The sequence below is a fragment of the Rubripirellula lacrimiformis genome (genome assembly GCF_007741535.1).
Lineage (GTDB): Bacteria > Planctomycetota > Planctomycetia > Pirellulales > Pirellulaceae > Rubripirellula > Rubripirellula lacrimiformis.
The window spans coordinates 6,892,429-6,908,929 of the sequence record NZ_CP036525.1 but is presented as its reverse complement, the minus strand read 5'-3'; the positions used below and the strand labels follow the sequence as shown (position 1 = coordinate 6,908,929).

Here is a 16,501-nt window from a genome sequence, read left to right as displayed (position 1 = left end):
CACGCGTGCGGGGGAGGGAGTGGCTCGCGTCGTGGACTTCGCTAGAAGTCCTTTTTGGGAGTAGCGGGAATATCTGGCGAATCCCACGACGGGGTGCCTAGAACTGGAAGTAGACGAACGGTTGGAATCCCTGGGGGGCATAGAGGACCAGCGACCATAGCAGGATCGCCGTCCCGATGGGCGAATACCACGCATCCATGGGGAATCGCATGGCGTGTCGAAGCCGTGTTTTCCAGGCCAGGTGTTCGGCAGCCATGCATCCGATCGCCGCGATCGCCAGCGGCGGGTACCAGGCGATTCCTGCCTGCCATGTCATCACCGCGGTGAACACATCGCCCGATGTCGCGAGGTCTGGGCTGCGGAACAGAACCCATCCCGACAAGACAACCAGGACCGTTGCAAGCCAGCCGATCGTGGCAGGGATGCGGATGCGAATCCATCGCTGGCCGCACAGCGCCGCACCATGCCAAATTCCCCACAACACAAACGTCCAAGCCGCACCATGCCACAATCCGCCCAGGCCCATCGTGATCATCAGGTTGCGGTAGGTGGCCAGGTTGCCATCTCGGTTGCCGCCCAGCGGGATGTACAGATAGTCTCGCAGCCAACGCGATAGCGTCATGTGCCAGCGGCCCCAGAACTGTGACATCGATGTCGCCAGATAGGGATGACGAAAGTTCGCCGGGAAGCGATAGCCCAGCAGCTTTGCCACACCGATGGCCATGTCGGTATAGCCTGAAAAGTCATAGTAGATTTGACCTGCATAAGCGATCACGGCAATGCTGACCGTCGCACCGGAGTACAGATCGGGGCCGGCGAAGACCACGTCCACCATTTCGCCCAAGCGGTCAGCGATCAAAACCTTCTTGACGGCACCACGAAGCAGTTGTTGGAATCCGCCATAGAACCTTCGACGCGACAGACGCGGAACGGTTGCCAACTGCGGCATCAGTTCGCGGGCCCGGACGATGGGGCCAGCAACCAACTGGGGGAAGAAAGCGACGTACAACGCAAAGTCCAGCGGTCGGGTCGCCGCCGGGATGCGGCGGCGATAAACATCGATCGTGTACGACATCGTTTGGAAGGTGTAGAACGAAATTCCCACCGGCAAAATGATCGATAGCGTCGATGTCGACATGCCCCAGGGAGCCAGCACGGCTTCGGCCGACTCGATGAAAAAGTTGCAATACTTGAAGAACCCCAACAACCCAAGATTCGTGGTGATGCTGGCCCACAACCAACGCCGACGGACTGCCAGAGAACTGGATGCGTCGATCCGGTTGGCGATCATGTAGTCGACGATGGTCGAAAAAATCAGCAGGCCACAGAACCGGGCATCCCAGTAGGCATAGAAGTAGTAGCTGGCGACCAGCAGCACACCGTTGCGTGTTACCCGGCGACGGCACGTCCAGGTTGCTGCAAGGACGATGATCAGGAAGATCAGGAACTCGGTCTGTGTGAAAATCATTCGGCCCCGCCCTGGGACGCTGTCCCGGTGCGGGCCTCGGGAAATCGTCGCACGATCGCCTCGGCCACGATTCGGTTTCCGAAAGCGTTCAGGTGGCCAGTGCCGATCTGTCCGTTGGCGAACCCGTGCGGCCACTGTCCGGACATCGCCGATGCCGATAGTGCGGGCCGCGTGTCGATGATCGTGATGTCGGTGTGCGCCGCGGCGTCACGCAGTGCTGCGAACCGTTGATCGCCCGCGTCGGCGGTGACGATGCGGCCACCCATGACGTGCGGGCTGCGCGGGCAATAGACCAACGTGACCGATCCGCTGGCTGCACTCTGGATGCTGGCCAGGATCCGATCCCACCCAGCGGGAACTGCTGCGCGGGTCGTCGTTGCTTCGTCGCCCGGAACGGGCATCGCTGTGGGGGGGCGATCTTGGTCTTCGTCTGGTGGTGAATCGTCGCCCCAGCGTGGTGCAAAACGCAGACGCCGTGTTGACCCATCGGGCGACGTGGTCAGGCCGCGAACCGCATGCAGAACGAACGCGGGCAGATTCGCGGCGCCCCACTGGGACCAGTGTCCCGGCGGCGGTTCGGGGGATGCGTCGATGTCGTGCAGGTCGGACAATTCCGCGATCACCAGCACATGGTCCGTGATGCCCAGCTGCGACTGGGCCCATTCAAATTGGCCGATCCAATCCGCCAGGTCATCGCCGCTGCGCGCCAACGGAAACGCTTGCAGTCGGCCGTCGCTGATGCTGGCAACCGCGGCAAAGATTTTATCGGCATCATCGACGCAGACCCCTTCGGCCTGAGAGTCGCCCCAGATTGCGATGCGGTGGTCGGTCGGTCGGGCACTGTCCAGGCTGGTTCGGCCGGGCATGCCATGGGGGCCGATGTGGGTCGCCGCGTATCCCTCCGAACGCCAACGATAGGTGGCGCCCGCGGGCAGCGTCCAAACGCCCCGGTTGAATTCTCGCGGCAGATAGCTGCGCACAAACAGTGGCGATGTCGCAGCGATCACCAGCGTGCCCAGGATCGCACCCACGATCCACCGGGCAATCAGCAGTTGGCTGGTCAACGAGGACCGGGGCAACTGCTGTGGAAGGTTTGTCATTTCGGCCGCGACCGGCAGGCTGTTAGGTACGTTCATGCCCGGCTGATCGCGAATCGATGGTGACTATTCTTCGGTGACCGTGACGGTGGTCATTTCGTCGCCCATTTCGATCGAATCGACAACGTCTTGTCCTTCGATCACTTTGCCGAACACGCTGTGGCGTCCGTCCAAGTGAGGTGTGGCCAAGTGGGTGATGAAGAACTGCGAACCGTTGGTGTTCGGTCCAGCATTGGCCATCGACAGAACGCCGGGGCCATCATGCTTCAGTTCCGGGTGGAATTCGTCTTCGAATTTGTAACCTGGTCCGCCCGTGCCGGTGCCTTCGGGGCAGCCGCCTTGGACCATGAAATCAGGAATCACGCGGTGAAACTTCAGGCCATCATAGAAGTTCTTGCCGCACAGGGTTTCGAAATTCTCGACCGTCTTAGGCGTCTTGTCATCGAACAGTTCGATGCGGATGGTGCCCTTGGTGGTTTCGAAGGTCGCAACTTTCATGGTGTCTCGCTTGAATGAAATGGATCGAGTGGTTGGTTTAGAAATGGATGGGGGGTTACTGGACGCCGATGGGTTCTTCGGAGACGGGGATTTCGCCTTCGTCAAAGATCGAATCCATGTCGATTTCGTCGGTTGGGCTGGGAGCGAATTCGATCGGATAGCGGGTGCCGTCTTCCATCACCAACGTGGCCGATTGCATGCCCGTTCCGTCGCCCGACTGGTCTTGTTGGATCATCACAACGCCGGATCCCTTGGTGCCCGAGATTTCGAACGCCAGTTCTTCGGATCCGCCTTCGGCATTCTGTGCTCGAGCGATCGTTTCGCTCCAGTTCATGCTCAACGATTCGATCTCGCCGATGTGTTCGACGATGACGGGGTTTCCGTCAAGCTGCTTTTGGAATTCGCCAGCCAGCATCGATAGACCAAATTGGGTCATCAGCAATGGGCCGCCACAGCAAACCAGAAGTCCAACGAATCCCAAGATTCCACAGCCCATCAGCCAGAACTTCGCCTTGCTTTTCTTGGGTGGCGAGTCGGGGTAGACACCGCCTGAATTTCCAGGTGCGTTCGGGTTGGCGTCGAAGGGGTTCTCTGGAGACATCGACATGGAAATCATCCTTGTCCAATAAGGCGTTGTTTGAGGGGTGTCCGATCCCCAACATTAGAACCGCGATCGGTGTATCGTCATAGAGACCTCTGATCCACTCTGTCCTGATGATCGCCCGCAACGCTTGCCGAGGACCCACCGTTGATACCCCGATCCATTTTCCTATTTGCTGTCGCCTGTCTGTCGATGGCGACCGATGTCCCAGCCCAGTTACCCGTGGGTGATCCGCTGCCCGTGGGTGATCCGTTACCCGCGGTCGATCCGGTGCCCGCGGCCAAGTCGGCGGCAATCGCCCAGCCGGCACCCCCGTCGGGTGCGGCATCGTTGCCAAGCCAGACGGCGAGTTCCGCCATGGTGGCTGGCCGCAGTGTTTCCCAGTGGTCTCAGTCGTTGAAGGACGACGACCGCACAACCCGTTTGATCGCGATCCGGTCGTTGGCGGCGTTCGGCAACGAGGCACGCCAGCCGATCGAGCAAACCCTGGGGCATGGCGACGCGGCCATGCGGTACCTCGCTGCGGTGGCGCTCGGTGATATCGAAGACGCCGGCCGGGATGCCGCCGCGTCGGATAACGCCGCGTCGGATGCTGGCGCGTCGGATAATGGCGACGCAAACGCTTCCGAAACGGCCGGTGATCCGCCAGCTGCGAGTGATTCGGCTGCGAGTGATTCGGCTGCGAAAAGTGATTCCGCCGCAGCGGGTGCGGGGGGGAACCGGGCAACGGATGACGTTCGCCAAAGACTGGTCGAAATGACCGAGTCCGACGATTCGCTATCGGTGCGACAGGCGTGTGCCTATGCACTTTGCCGGATGGGGCTGATCGATGACCATTTGCCCTTGCTGATCGAACGCTTGTCGTACCCTGAACGTGGCACCGTTTGCAGCGTGGCTGAACTGATCGGCAAGATCGGACCGCCCGCCGCGGCAGCCACGTCCGTCTTGGAAAAGTTGGCCAAGGAAAATGCGGCTGGTTCTAGCGGCGACTACCACATCGGTGGTGCCTGTCTGAACGCCCTGCGAAAGATTCAAATCAAAGACGAAAACCAAGGAGAACAACGATGAAGGTTCTGATCGCTCTGTTCTGTCGCCCATTGTTCTGTCGCTCATTGTTCTGTCGCTCAGTGTTCTGTCGCTCAGTGTTCTGTCGCTCAGTGTTCTGTCGCCCAGTGTTCTGTCGCCCAGTGTTCAGCTTGCTGATGCTCGCCACGCTGTGGTTGGGCGGCCTGACGCTGTCGGCTTCAAACGCCTTTGCTGACCGGCGTCCCAACATTCTGTGGATCAGCGTCGAAGACATTTCATCCAATCTTGGCTGCTACGGCGATCCGCATGCCGTCACGCCCAACTTGGACCGATTGGCATCCGAGGGAGTCCGGTTCACTCGCGCCTTCACCCCGGCGGGCGTTTGCGCGGTCGTGCGCAGCGGCATCATCACAGGTTTGTATCCGCCGGCAATCGGATCGCAACACATGCGAAGCCGGATCATTCCGCCATCGGACGTCCGGGCGTTCCCCGAACGACTGCGAGCGGCCGGGTACTTCACCACCAACCGCAGCAAAACCGATTATCAGTTCGATCCCACCGATTCGATCTGGGATCTGCAAGGCGACGGGCACAATGATTGGCGTGATCGTCCCGATCCGGATCAGCCGTTCTTTTCGGTGATCAATTTTACTCAGTGTCACGAGAGTCAGATTCGCCATTCGGATGCCCAGCACCGCAAGGTCATCCAGCAAATCGGAGCCGAAAACCAGCACGATCCGGCCGTCGTCGCTGATACGATCCCCGCTTTCCTGCCCCGTACTCCAGCGACGCAAAAGGATTGGGCTAGGTACCAGGACAACATCACATTGGTCGATCAGTTGGCCGGGGAAGTGTTGGATCGGTTGCAGGAAGACGGCCTTGCCGACAACACATTGGTGGTGTTTTGGAGCGACCATGGGATGGGGCTGCCGCGTGGAAAGCGGTGGATCTATGACACGGGGACCTTGGTGCCGGTCATCATGCGATGGCCGGACCGGATGGGTGCCGGCGAAGTTCGCAGCGACTTGATCAGTGTCCTGGACCTGCCGCCAACGATGCTGAAGGTCGCCGGTGTTCCGGTTCCGCGGAACATGCACGGGCGGCTGATCGTCGACGATCAGGGCGACGAGGCCAGCGACGAACCGCCTTATCTTTTCTTTCACCGCGACCGTATGGACGAGGTCTACGAACTGCAGCGTGCGGCTCGCGACCGCAGGTGGAAATACATTCGCAACTTCGAGCCGGACAAACCGTATTCCCAGCGACTCGACTACATGGACGAAATGCCGACCATGCAAGATTGGCGTCGGCTCCATGCGGCTGGCGAGTTGACCGGTGGCCAGAAAAACTGGTTTGCCGAGACCAAGCCGATCGAAGAGCTTTACGATACCGAGAACGATCCCTGGGAACTGACCAACCTGGCTCTGCGGCCTCAGTACGCCGAGCGATTGGCCAGGATGCGGCAGGCGACCGAGCGGTGGCAGCGGCAGATCGCGGATACCGGGATGATTCCCGAATCGGTGCTGATGGAAGAGATGAAGCCGGGCGGGGTGACGCCGAAAACGGACCCGCCCAGCATTCGCAGGGACGGCAAGCAAGTCAGTATCCAATCCAGCGGTGACGGCGTTTCGATCGTCTACCAGGTTTTCGACAATGGGAAATGGAGCGACTGGAAGTTGTATTCGCGTTCATTCCCTAGCGATGGCCGTGTTCGCTGCAAAGCGACTCGCTTGGGGTACCGCGATAGCGACATTGTCGATCTAAAAATCTGAATTTTCGATTTTTGTCAGCGCTGGATCGAGCGTTCTAAGTGCGACGGGGGAGGAATCTCCCCTTCGGGCCCTGTCGCCGGGATGGCGTCCTCCGCAGCGCCCGTCGGCGATGGTCGCTGCTGCCTTGGCTTCGAACCCCTTGCCCGCCGGTAAGGTTGACCAGACCGTTGTCGGTTGACGGACTTTCGACGCGAACACTTTCCCTTTGTGAAAATTCGGGTATTTTGTGTACCGGGACGACGCATGACGCGAACTCTCTGGTCTCGGTCAATTTGCAAACTCTGTGCTGATCGTTGCCACCGGGTGGTAGGTAGATTTTCGTAGGACGCGTGTATTTTTTTCGGCGGATGACAGGCGGTTTCAGTGCTCCTCCGGCACATCGCAGACTCATTCACCACGGTCGACACAGTTTAGATTCACTTAGGGAGAATCCATTTTATGACCAAGTCCAAGTTGGAGTACATCTGGCTCGATGGCTACAAGCCCACCCAAAGTCTGCGTGGCAAGACAAAAGTCGTTAGCGATTTCAGCGGCAAATTGGAAGATTGTGAAGTTTGGTCGTTCGACGGATCATCGACCCAACAAGCCGAAGGCGGCAGCAGCGACTGCTTGCTGAAACCTGTCTTTATCTGTCCTGACCCCAGCCGTATCGGCGACAGCTACATCGTCATGTGCGAAGTGCTGAATTCCGATAAGACACCGCACGTGTCCAACGGTCGTGCGACGATCGACGACGATGATGACGATTTCTGGTTCGGTTTCGAACAGGAATACGTCCTGCAGGACATCGAAACTGGCAAGCCAGTTGGGTTCCCAAACAAGGGTTATCCAGGCCCGCAAGGCCCGTACTACTGCAGCGTCGGTGCAGAGAACGCGGTCGCGCGAGAAATGGTCGAAGAACACCTCGAATTGTGCCTGCAGTGCGGCCTGAACGTCGAAGGCGTCAACGCCGAAGTGATGATGGGCCAGTGGGAATACCAGATCTTTTCCAAGGGTGCCCAGGACGCCGGAGACCAAATCTGGGTCTCGCGTTACTTGCTAGAACGAATTGGCGAAAAGTACGGCATCAAGGTCGACTGGCACTGCAAGCCGATCAAGGGTGACTGGAACGGCAGCGGCATGCACGCCAACTTCTCCAACACGACCCTGCGAACCTGCGGTTCGAAGGAAGTTTACGAGACGATCTGCAAGGCGTTCGCACCACGCGTCAAAGAGCACATCGACGTCTACGGTGCTGACAACGATCAACGCCTGACCGGTCTGCACGAAACCCAACGTATCGATCAGTTCAGCTACGGCATTTCCGACCGTGGCGCGTCGATCCGGATTCCGATTTTCACCGTCGAACACGGCTGGAAGGGATGGTTGGAAGATCGCCGCCCGGCATCCAACGCCGATCCTTACAAAGTGGCTGCCGAGATCATCCGAACGGTCAAGACCGCCGATGTTCCTGCCACTGCTTAGTTCGCAGTAGGTAGCGGCTGATTTGTAAATCGCGGTCGGTTGGACCGCAAACCAACCGAAAACCCGTCAGTATCGACCATGCTGGCGGGTTTTTGCATGCGCTGGCGGCGCTGTTCGCCAGTGTCGCCTGCCGCGTCGCCAATCGTGCGGTTTTGCCCGCAGCTTGCGTCCGCCGCTTGCGGCGATCGGCAGATCCAGGCGTGTTGGCGTGAATTCCGATTAGCGGTATCTCGTCCGCACGGTTGCCGCGATATAATCAGCCCATGACTACCGAACCAACCATTCTGTTGTCGGGCACCGACCCGGACCTGCCCCAAAACCTGCCGCCGGGACTGAAGCGGTATACCCGGTTTCGGGAGATGGCTCGCGGCGGCAGCGGGCTGCTGCAATCTTGCTTTGATCCGGTGACCGGGCGGACCGTCGCGATCAAGTCGTTGTTGCCAGAGACCAAGCGAGATCGCAACGAGCGGCGTCGTTTGCTGCGTGAGGCTCGCGTCACGTCGCAGCTTCAGCATCCCAACACGGTTCCGGTCTACGACATCGGCGACGACGAGGATGCCGGGATCTTCTTTGTGATGAAGCGGATTTCGGGCGAAAATCTGTTCGAAATCCTGAAGCGGATCGCGCGCGGCGATCAGCAGACCATCGACGCCTATCCGGCCGATCGGCGTATCGAAATCATCGTGGGCGCCTGCCAGGCGCTGGCTTATTCGCATTCGCGTGGCGTGATCCACCGGGACGTGAAGCCCGAGAATATCTGGGTGGGGAACTTTGGCGAAGTGATCCTGTTGGACTGGGGCGTGGCCAAGGTTTGGGGGCATGCGGACGACAACGTGCCGATCCGCCAAAGCGTGCTGCGTCCTCCGCAATCGACCCTGGACGAGCAAGAGGCTCGCACCAGCACGCTGACCGGCGGTGGGCAGCGTCCGGGGACTCCGCTTTACATGTCGCCCGAGCAGGTCGACGGCAATCGTGGGATCGACGAGCGGACGGATGTGTTCAGCGTGGGGGTCTGTCTGTACGAGATGTTGGCGTTGCGAGAGCCTTTTCGGGGGGCCACGATCGACGAGACGTTCGAGAACATTTGCAGTCGTGAAGTCGCTCCGCCATCGGAGCGGTCTCCCGATCGAGAGATGCCGGCGGGAGTGGACAAAATTGTGATGCGATGCTTGGAAAAGCGGCCGGGAGATCGGTATCAGGTGATGCGTGAACTGATCTCGGATCTGCGCGACCTGACCTAAGTTTCCCTGCGGTGGAAGCCGCCGTCCCTGTCGCGGGTGGGGTTCGCAGCTGTTCGCTCGTCGATGGGATTGGGGGCGCGACCGCCGGGCGGCTGAACCTTTCGGGTGGGCTTTGCGTCGTAGTTCGCGTGAGGCAAATGGGGGTTCTGCGAGTCGAATCGGTCGATTCGGAGCGCTGGAGAGCGAGGTTTTTGCTGTGAAAGTTAATTTCCTGGCACTTTGGTGGCGAAACAGGCCAATTCCGTCTTGCCCGATTTGGTCGGATCGGTACACTCTGCCCTTCCGGTCGGGCCCCAATGGGTTCGTTCCCCCGGACGCACGGATGGAGCCGTCGGCGCAGGTGACCTGTCATCAAGCTGACCTCGAAGTGCTTTCGGCGAACGATTTCCCACACAATGGCCAGCGTAGCTCAGTTGGTAGAGCAGCTGATTTGTAATCAGCCGGTCGCGGGTTCGAATCCCTCCGCTGGCTCTTCAAGAGCCATGGGTGCACCGACGGAAAACGATGCCCATCAGTGGCGAATCAGCGGAAGTGGCAATTGGCCGCTGCAGGCTGGTTGGCTGCGGGGAACAAGACGGTAAGATTTTAGCAGAGAGGGTCCTGGGCCGAAGTTGTTCAGGACACAAGCGAGACGATCGAGATTTTTTGGGGGTTTGCCCGAGTGGTTAAAGGGGGCGGACTGTAAATCCGCTGGCTATGCCTACACAGGTTCGAATCCTGTAGCCCCCATGCAGAGAGTGAGAGCGAGTGAGAGAGGAAAAGTAGAGCAGTGGTGGCCGCGACGGGGCCGTGTGATGCAAACGGTGTGTCGCCGGTGGGTCTTGTCTCGGAGTGCCTGGCTTCTCTCTTATCGCGGGTGTAGCACAATGGTAGTGCAGCAGCCTTCCAAGCTGAATACGAGGGTTCGATTCCCTTCACCCGCTTTCGCTGCTGTAGCTCAGTGGTAGAGCACTTCCTTGGTAAGGAAGAGGTCATGGGTTCAAATCCCATCAGCAGCTTAATGCGAGCCGCGATTCACTGGTGATTGCAAGATCAGGTGATTTTCGCGACAACATGCTTCTTGAGCGAGAGATTCGCAAGCCATTTCAGTCGGGCTTTCGAGAGTTCAGGAAGGCCTTGTCGAACGCACTGTTGGTCAGTCGCTGCTGGTCAGCAACCGGCCGGCGCAGTCGATCGCAGGGGCCGGCTGAAAATAAATGTGAAATACAAACGCGTCCCATGGTGGGGTGCAAATTGTTTGGAATTCGTTTTGATACTTTGTTGAACGAGCTTGGCTGGTGCGGCTGAGTTTGCGGCGAGCTACCGTGGGTGTGAACGCGGGCGTCGTGGATTCGGGCTTCTCGAGGCGTATCCTTGGAAGTAGTGGCACGGCTGGGTGCAGGTGAATTAGAAACATGGCTAAAGAAGCTTTTAATCGGACCAAGCCCCACGTCAATGTCGGGACCATCGGTCACATTGACCACGGCAAAACCACCACGACCGCGGCTATCTTGGCCGTGCAAGCTGCTAAAGGTCTTGCTCAGGCAAAGAATTATTCGGACATCGCCAAGGGCGGTACCGTTCGTGACGCGACGAAGACCGTTACGATCGCCGTTGCTCACGTTGAGTACGAGTCGGACAACCGGCACTACGCTCACATCGACTGCCCCGGACACGCCGACTTTATCAAGAACATGATCACCGGTGCCGCCCAAATGGACGGTGCTATTTTGGTTGTGTCGGCCGCTGACGGCCCGATGCCACAAACCAAGGAACACGTGCTTCTGGCTCGCCAGGTTGGTGTGCCTTACATCGTGGTTTACTTGAACAAGTGTGACCTCGTCGACGATGAAGAGTTGCTGGAATTGGTCGAATTGGAAGCACGCGAATTGCTGTCCAAGTACGACTTCCCCGGCGACGATGTGCCTGTCGTTCGCGGTTCGTCACTGCCTGCACTGAACAACCCAAGCGACCCAGAAGCCAGCAAGTGCATTGGCGAACTGATGGACGCTTTGGATGCCAGCATTCCTGAGCCTGTTCGTGAAGACGACAAGCCTTTCCTGATGGCGATCGAAGACGTGTTCTCGATCGAAGGTCGTGGAACGGTTGCTACCGGTCGTATCGAGCGTGGTGTTGTGAAGGTCGGCGAAGAAGTCGAAATCATCGGCTTGTCGGCTGCACCTGTCAAAACCATCTGCACCGGCGTCGAAATGTTCCGCAAGGAAATGACCGAAGGCCGTGCTGGTGACAACGTTGGTTGCTTGCTTCGCGGTGTGAAGCGGGAAGATATCCAACGCGGTCAAGTTTTGGCGAAGCCCAAAAGCATCAACCCGCACACCAAGTTCGAAGCTGAAGTTTATTGCTTGAGCAAGGACGAAGGCGGCCGTCACACGCCGTTCTTCAGCGGCTATCGTCCTCAGTTCTACTTCCGCACGACCGACGTGACCGGAACCGCGAACTTGGTCGGTGCTGAAATGTGCATGCCTGGCGACAACGTCAAAGTGACCGTCGAACTGCACAAGCCAATCGCTATCGATGACGGTGTTCGCTTCGCAATTCGCGAAGGTGGACGCACCGTCGGTTCGGGCGTTGTGACCAAGATCGTCGAGTAAGATCGTCGAGTAAAATCGGCGTTTAGAATGATGACCAACCTTTGATGACCAGCGTTCAAGCTTCTGCTAGTTTGAGCGTTGGTCATTGGTCATTCAGCGACAGTGTTCCGTTTCGGCGGCGCTGGCCTGGAAAGGGGTGTAGCTCAATTGGCAGAGCTCTGGTTTCCAAAACCAGCGGCTGGGGGTTCGAGTCCCTCCACCCCTGCTTTGTATGTTGTGAAACGTTTGATCCAATAGAAGAACAAAATCAGGTGCGACCCGTCGGCAGTCGCGGTTTATCGCCAAGGTAAGCCAGTCGCCCACGAATCACCGCCTGAGAGTCCACCGATGGTGGCAAATACGAATTTAGCGACCGGTCACCACGGACGAGTGGCTGAGCTAGAAGCCCATTCCCTCATGTAGGAGCCGACGGGTGTCACGAGACATTGCATCAGCCAACAGCGTTCCCCTGACGAGCGAACTGTTCAAGAATACCGTTTACAAGCCCAACCAAGGCCGCATCGTTCGTCAATTGACGGCGTTGGCGATTTGGGTGGTAGCGGCTCTGGGGTGTTGGTCGCTGTACGGGTCGCTGCGAGGCGGTATCGAGTCCGGTTCGTATCTGATCCCGGGGATCCCATCGGCAGTCCTGGCAGCTGGTCTTTGGTTCGGTTACCGGGTCGTCAACTGGCCTCGATTTGCTGACTTTTTGATCGCAGTCGAAGCGGAAATGAACAAGGTCACCTGGCCTAGCAAGGACGAGTTGATCCGAGCATCGGTTGTCGTGATTCTGACGATCTTTATCTTGGCGATCGCATTGTTCTTGTTTGACGTCCTGTGGCAGGCGATTTTCGATTTCCTGGGTGTCACCACTTAGTCATCGCCAGCGATTCCCCGCGATAGCGATTCGACGAAATGGCGAACTGACTAAACTGTTTTTCGCAACTTTGCCTTCGAGCGAACCTGGTTCCAGGCGGTGCTCGCCCCGTTTTCGCCAACTCGCTCAATCCCTCACAGATTCCAATGCCCGCAAGCGGTGAAAACGTGAACCAAGTCGATCCTTCTGAAGATCCCCAGTTCCCCGAGCCTGATGAATCGTTGGTGATTGAATCCAGCGATGTTTCCGAAGGTGATTCGGAGGAAGCGACGGCCAGTGCGCCGGCGCCTCCGCCTCCCGCCCCTGTCGACCCGGCTGCGAAGCCGAAGGTGGACACGGAAGTGGAAGCGAAGATGGATTGGTACATCTTGAAAGTCGCCTTCAACCGCGAAGATTCCATTGCTGATGCGCTGCGAAAGCGAGTCAAGATGGAAGGCATGGCGGAACACTTTGGCGAGATCGTGGTGCCCAGCGAAGACGTTGCGACGTTCAATCGCGATGGCAAACGCCGCGTTAGCAAACGCAAATTGTTGCCCGGCTACATCATGGTCAACATGCGTATCAACGACGATACTTGGTTCCTGGTTCGGGAAACCGGCGGGATCAGCGACTTTACCGGCGCCGCCGGGAAGCCGATGCCGATGGAACCAAGCGATATCGAACGATTCATCAACAAGCCAGAAGTCGGCGAAGACGAAGAAGAAGCACCGATCAAGATCGGGATTCCGTTCAAGGTCGGCGATCGAGTTCGCGTCAAGGAAGGCAACTTCGAGAACCAAGAGGGCGATGTCGACACGGTCGACGAAGCCAATGGTCGAATCACGGTGATCATCAACATTTTTGGACGCAGTGTCCCGATGGAACTGGACCACTGGCAGGTCGAACCACTGTAGGGATAGGGATTACTTGTTGCGATCCAGGGATCCATGCCAAGGCGTGGGCCCGGTCTGAAACAACGCTCCCGATGATCCTTTTTCCTAATACCTCACCCCTAAACCTAACACCTATTCCTTATGGCAAAGCAAGTCACCGGCGTCGCAAAGTTCCAAGTTCCTGGCGGTCAAGCCACCCCGGCTCCTCCTGTCGGTACATCGCTGGGTAAGTTCGGCGTGAACCTGGGACAGTTCGTCCAGGCCTTCAACGACAAGACGAAGGAATACAACGGCACCCCGATCCCTGTGATCGTGACTGTCTACAACGACCGTAGTTTTGAATTCATCACCAAAAGCCCGCCCGCAGCATCGCTGTTGAAGCAGGCCGCTGGAATCGCCAAAGGCAGTGGCGTCCCGAACAAGGACAAAGTTGCCAAGGTAACCCGCGCCCAGTGCGTGGATATCGCCGAAAAGAAAATGGCCGACCTGAACGCTCGCGACATCGACCACGCTGTGTTGATGATCGAAGGCACCGCCCGCAGCATGGGCATCGACGTCGAAGGTTGATCGTCCGATCACGCTGGATTCGTCCAGCCAGGCCGGTCAACGGTTTCGGCTGGTCGCGGTATGCCAGTGTGGATGTCAGGTTTCGCTTGCCGATTCCGGCGGGCGAACGGGCAGCGAGCAATCAATGCGGTTGATTGCGGGGGCGGCATCGCCGCGATGCATGGATAGAGCGTCCGAATGGGACCTCCGATGGCGGCACTGCCCCAAGTGTCTTGTGGATTCGCCGCTGGAATCCGTGATGCCGGTTCGATTCGCAAAACAACGGCCGTTTTTGCGTTTTGGGACCTATGGGCACCGTTTTTGCGGCGTTTTCATGCCCTGCGAGGCCGGTCAATCGGCAGATCATGTCCGCCGGTCGGGCTAGAACGAGCGAATGGTGAGTTTTGCCCTTGGCTTTTTTCGGTCCACCTTGTATGTTTCATCTGTGTCGCAACGAGATGATTTCTCCAGCGGCACAATCAGTCGGAAATAAGCGAGTAGCGTCTTTGGAATGCCAATGACGCTTTCCGACCGAGTCAGGCTCTCTAACGAGTTGGATCCTCTCAAGGCCTGATTCATACGGTGTTGGCATCTCGTCACACCCACATGCTGCCAACTATCGGTTGTGTTAACCGCTCTGGAAAGCTGCCTGACGTCCCTCAAGTGACGTAATGGATTCTGCGACTTTCTTGTTTGTCCAGAGTTAACCCGACGTGCGGTATATGTACGCTGTTTTCGTGTGAAGTTCATCAAGTTCGGCCAGAATTGCCGCCATGTTCATTCGCATTCCAAACAGTCATCGCACCGCAGCAACCCACTAACGATCCGACATCAGCGCAGCCGAAGGCTAATCGAGCCGCAGCCCAATCGAACGCATCGCCCCCTGGGCTTTTGCCGTTCAGGATTGCCGCTCACGATCAAACCGATGCGCCAGGTGTCCCAAGAATTTTGCTTCTAGGAATTACCTTTTGAACCATTTTGAAGAAATCGACCTGATCGCTCCCATCAAACGAGCGCTGGCCGACGAAAATTACGTTACCCCTACACCGATCCAAGCGCAAACGATCCCCGCCGCCATCACTGGTTGCGACGTCCTTGGATGTGCCCAAACAGGCACCGGAAAAACGGCCGCATTCGCACTCCCGATCCTGAACCGGCTTGGCAAACAGAACCGCAAGCCGGTTCCCAACCAGCCCGCCGCCTTGATTTTGGCACCGACCCGCGAGTTGGCGATCCAAATCGGCGAAAGCTTTGCGACCTATGGCAAACACCTTCGTGTGAAGACCGCTTTGGTCTACGGCGGAGTGAATCAGAACAATCAAATCCGAGCGATGCAGCGTGGCGTTCACGTCCTGGTTGCTACCCCGGGTCGCTTGTTGGACCTGATGAATCAGGGCCACATCAATCTAAGCCGACTGGACGTCTTTGTCTTGGACGAAGCCGACCGCATGTTGGACATGGGTTTCTTGCCTGATCTGAAGCGGATCATTCAGGAACTTCCCGAAGACCGTCAGTCTCTGTTCTTCTCGGCAACGATGCCACCGAAGATCGTTGATCTTTCACAGCGATTGCTGCTGAATCCGGTGACCGTGACCGTCAAGCCGAAGAAGTCGACTGCACAGTTGATTGATCAACAGGTCGTTTTCTGCGAACGCGGCGACAAACAGACTTTGTTGAAAGACTTGGTCCGTGCGGATGACGCCGAACGAGTGATCGTGTTCACACGCACCAAACGCGGTGCCAACACGGTTGCCGACAAATTGGAAAAAGCCGGGATCTCCTCGGCCGCTATCCACGGCAATAAATCGCAAAATGCACGTCAGCGGACGCTGGACGCATTTCGTAAGAACAAGATTCACGTCTTGGTCGCCACCGACGTTGCCGCTCGCGGTATCGACATCGATGGTGTCACCCACGTGATCAACTATGACCTGCCAACCGAACCGGAAAGCTATGTGCACCGGATTGGACGAACCGGTCGTGCGGAAGCATCGGGCGTTGCAATTTCATTTTGCACGTCTGCCGAACGGGATGATCTGCGAGCGATCGAGCAATTGATCGGCAAGAAAGTTCCGCTAGCTCCGAACCAACCCAAGCCGACGCCAGGTGGATCTCGTGATGAGGTTCGTGGAAGCGGTGGTCGTCCATCGAAGCCTCGTGGTGGCCCACGCAGTCGGAACCGATCAGCTCGGCCGGCCGGTAAATCCAGCGGTCCTAAAATGTCCGGCAACCCCGTCGCAGCGACGGGCGGAGCGGGAACCGCGGTGGCCGCCAAGCCACGTCGCAGCCAAAAACGAAAAGCCGGCTTTGGTGTCGGAATCATGGACGGGGAAGCGGTCGCCACGGCAACACGCGCTCCTCGCCCCAAAGGTTCCGGCCGAAAGCCACGCCCCCAACAGGGCTAGAAACCGAAATTAGATGTGTTTTCCCGACCGACAACGTCGGGACGACCTGGATAGAATAATTTTG

Annotated in this window: 13 protein-coding genes and 5 tRNA genes; 14 read left to right on the top strand and 4 right to left on the bottom strand. The window is 58.0% G+C overall.

From position 1 onward, the window contains the following. Positions 1–97: 97 nt before the first annotated feature. Genes K227x_RS24200 through K227x_RS24185 form a run of 4 tightly spaced genes read right to left on the bottom strand, consistent with a single transcriptional unit; the run spans position 98 to position 3,670 of the window. A complete protein-coding gene (locus K227x_RS24200; protein WP_145173979.1) occupies positions 98–1,468 on the bottom strand; it encodes an MBOAT family O-acyltransferase in 1,371 nt (456 codons plus the stop codon). Beyond that, complete coding sequence (locus tag K227x_RS24195) at positions 1,465–2,604, bottom strand: hypothetical protein (RefSeq protein WP_145173976.1); 1,140 nt, start codon at positions 2,602–2,604, stop codon at positions 1,465–1,467. Before K227x_RS24195 ends, K227x_RS24200 begins: the two co-directional genes overlap by 4 nt. Positions 2,605–2,631: 27 nt before the next feature. Continuing rightward, entirely contained in the window at positions 2,632–3,063 is a 432-nt protein-coding gene (locus K227x_RS24190; protein WP_145173973.1) for a peptidylprolyl isomerase, read from the bottom strand. A gap of 55 nt (positions 3,064–3,118) precedes the next feature. Beyond that, entirely contained in the window at positions 3,119–3,670 is a 552-nt protein-coding gene (locus K227x_RS24185; RefSeq protein ID WP_145173970.1) for a Coa1/Tim21 domain-containing protein, read from the bottom strand. A gap of 141 nt (positions 3,671–3,811) precedes the next feature. Between K227x_RS24185 and K227x_RS24180 the strand changes: the two genes are divergently transcribed. The 14 genes from K227x_RS24180 (at position 3,812) to K227x_RS24115 (ending at position 16,437) form a co-directional block, all read left to right on the top strand. After that, entirely contained in the window at positions 3,812–4,732 is a 921-nt protein-coding gene (locus K227x_RS24180) for a HEAT repeat domain-containing protein (protein WP_145173968.1), read from the top strand. Further along, on the top strand, positions 4,729–6,462 hold the full coding sequence (locus K227x_RS24175) for a sulfatase-like hydrolase/transferase (RefSeq protein WP_145173964.1): 1,734 nt from the start codon (positions 4,729–4,731) through the stop codon (positions 6,460–6,462). The genes K227x_RS24180 and K227x_RS24175 overlap by 4 nt, the downstream gene beginning before the upstream one ends. Positions 6,463–6,900: 438 nt before the next feature. Continuing rightward, a complete protein-coding gene (locus K227x_RS24170; protein ID WP_145173961.1) occupies positions 6,901–7,926 on the top strand; it encodes a glutamine synthetase beta-grasp domain-containing protein in 1,026 nt (341 codons plus the stop codon). Between the two features lie 263 nt (positions 7,927–8,189). Then, positions 8,190–9,167 carry a serine/threonine-protein kinase gene (locus K227x_RS24165; RefSeq protein WP_145173958.1) on the top strand — a complete coding sequence of 326 codons (978 nt, stop codon included), beginning with the start codon at positions 8,190–8,192 and terminating at the stop codon, positions 9,165–9,167. Between the two features lie 398 nt (positions 9,168–9,565). Beyond that, a tRNA-Thr gene (locus K227x_RS24160) sits at positions 9,566–9,638 on the top strand. A 176-nt stretch (positions 9,639–9,814) separates the two neighbouring features. Continuing rightward, positions 9,815–9,896: transfer RNA gene (locus K227x_RS24155), tRNA-Tyr, on the top strand. 123 nt (positions 9,897–10,019) lie between these two features. After that, positions 10,020–10,090: transfer RNA gene (locus tag K227x_RS24150), tRNA-Gly, on the top strand. A gap of 3 nt (positions 10,091–10,093) precedes the next feature. After that, positions 10,094–10,165 (top strand) — tRNA-Thr (locus K227x_RS24145). A gap of 396 nt (positions 10,166–10,561) precedes the next feature. Further along, positions 10,562–11,758, top strand: a complete 1,197-nt coding sequence (gene tuf, locus K227x_RS24140; RefSeq protein WP_145173956.1) for an elongation factor Tu — start codon at positions 10,562–10,564, stop codon at positions 11,756–11,758. Positions 11,759–11,890: 132 nt separating this feature from the next. Continuing rightward, a tRNA-Trp gene (locus tag K227x_RS24135) sits at positions 11,891–11,963 on the top strand. 207 nt (positions 11,964–12,170) lie between these two features. Further along, positions 12,171–12,614 carry a preprotein translocase subunit SecE gene (secE, locus tag K227x_RS24130; RefSeq protein ID WP_145173953.1) on the top strand — a complete coding sequence of 148 codons (444 nt, stop codon included), beginning with the start codon at positions 12,171–12,173 and terminating at the stop codon, positions 12,612–12,614. 167 nt (positions 12,615–12,781) lie between these two features. After that, positions 12,782–13,507, top strand: coding sequence for a transcription termination/antitermination protein NusG (gene nusG / locus K227x_RS24125; RefSeq protein WP_145178394.1), 726 nt, complete (start codon positions 12,782–12,784; stop codon positions 13,505–13,507). Positions 13,508–13,627: 120 nt separating this feature from the next. Next, a complete protein-coding gene (gene rplK / locus K227x_RS24120) occupies positions 13,628–14,053 on the top strand; it encodes a 50S ribosomal protein L11 (RefSeq protein ID WP_145173950.1) in 426 nt (141 codons plus the stop codon). A 947-nt stretch (positions 14,054–15,000) separates the two neighbouring features. Next, positions 15,001–16,437: a DEAD/DEAH box helicase gene (locus tag K227x_RS24115; RefSeq protein ID WP_145173947.1), complete on the top strand. Its 1,437-nt coding sequence runs from the start codon at positions 15,001–15,003 to the stop codon at positions 16,435–16,437. Positions 16,438–16,501: the final 64 nt, after the last annotated feature.

Coding starts and splice junctions, on each gene's coding strand:
- K227x_RS24200 (WP_145173979.1), bottom strand. CDS start 1,468: ATGATTTTCACACAGACCGAGTTCCTGATCTTCCTGATCATCGTCCTT.
- K227x_RS24195 (WP_145173976.1), bottom strand. CDS start 2,604: ATGAACGTACCTAACAGCCTGCCGGTCGCGGCCGAAATGACAAACCTT.
- K227x_RS24190 (WP_145173973.1), bottom strand. CDS start 3,063: ATGAAAGTTGCGACCTTCGAAACCACCAAGGGCACCATCCGCATCGAA.
- K227x_RS24185 (WP_145173970.1), bottom strand. CDS start 3,670: ATGTCGATGTCTCCAGAGAACCCCTTCGACGCCAACCCGAACGCACCT.
- K227x_RS24175 (WP_145173964.1), top strand. CDS start 4,729: ATGAAGGTTCTGATCGCTCTGTTCTGTCGCCCATTGTTCTGTCGCTCA.
- K227x_RS24170 (WP_145173961.1), top strand. CDS start 6,901: ATGACCAAGTCCAAGTTGGAGTACATCTGGCTCGATGGCTACAAGCCC.
- K227x_RS24165 (WP_145173958.1), top strand. CDS start 8,190: ATGACTACCGAACCAACCATTCTGTTGTCGGGCACCGACCCGGACCTG.
- tuf (WP_145173956.1), top strand. CDS start 10,562: ATGGCTAAAGAAGCTTTTAATCGGACCAAGCCCCACGTCAATGTCGGG.
- rplK (WP_145173950.1), top strand. CDS start 13,628: ATGGCAAAGCAAGTCACCGGCGTCGCAAAGTTCCAAGTTCCTGGCGGT.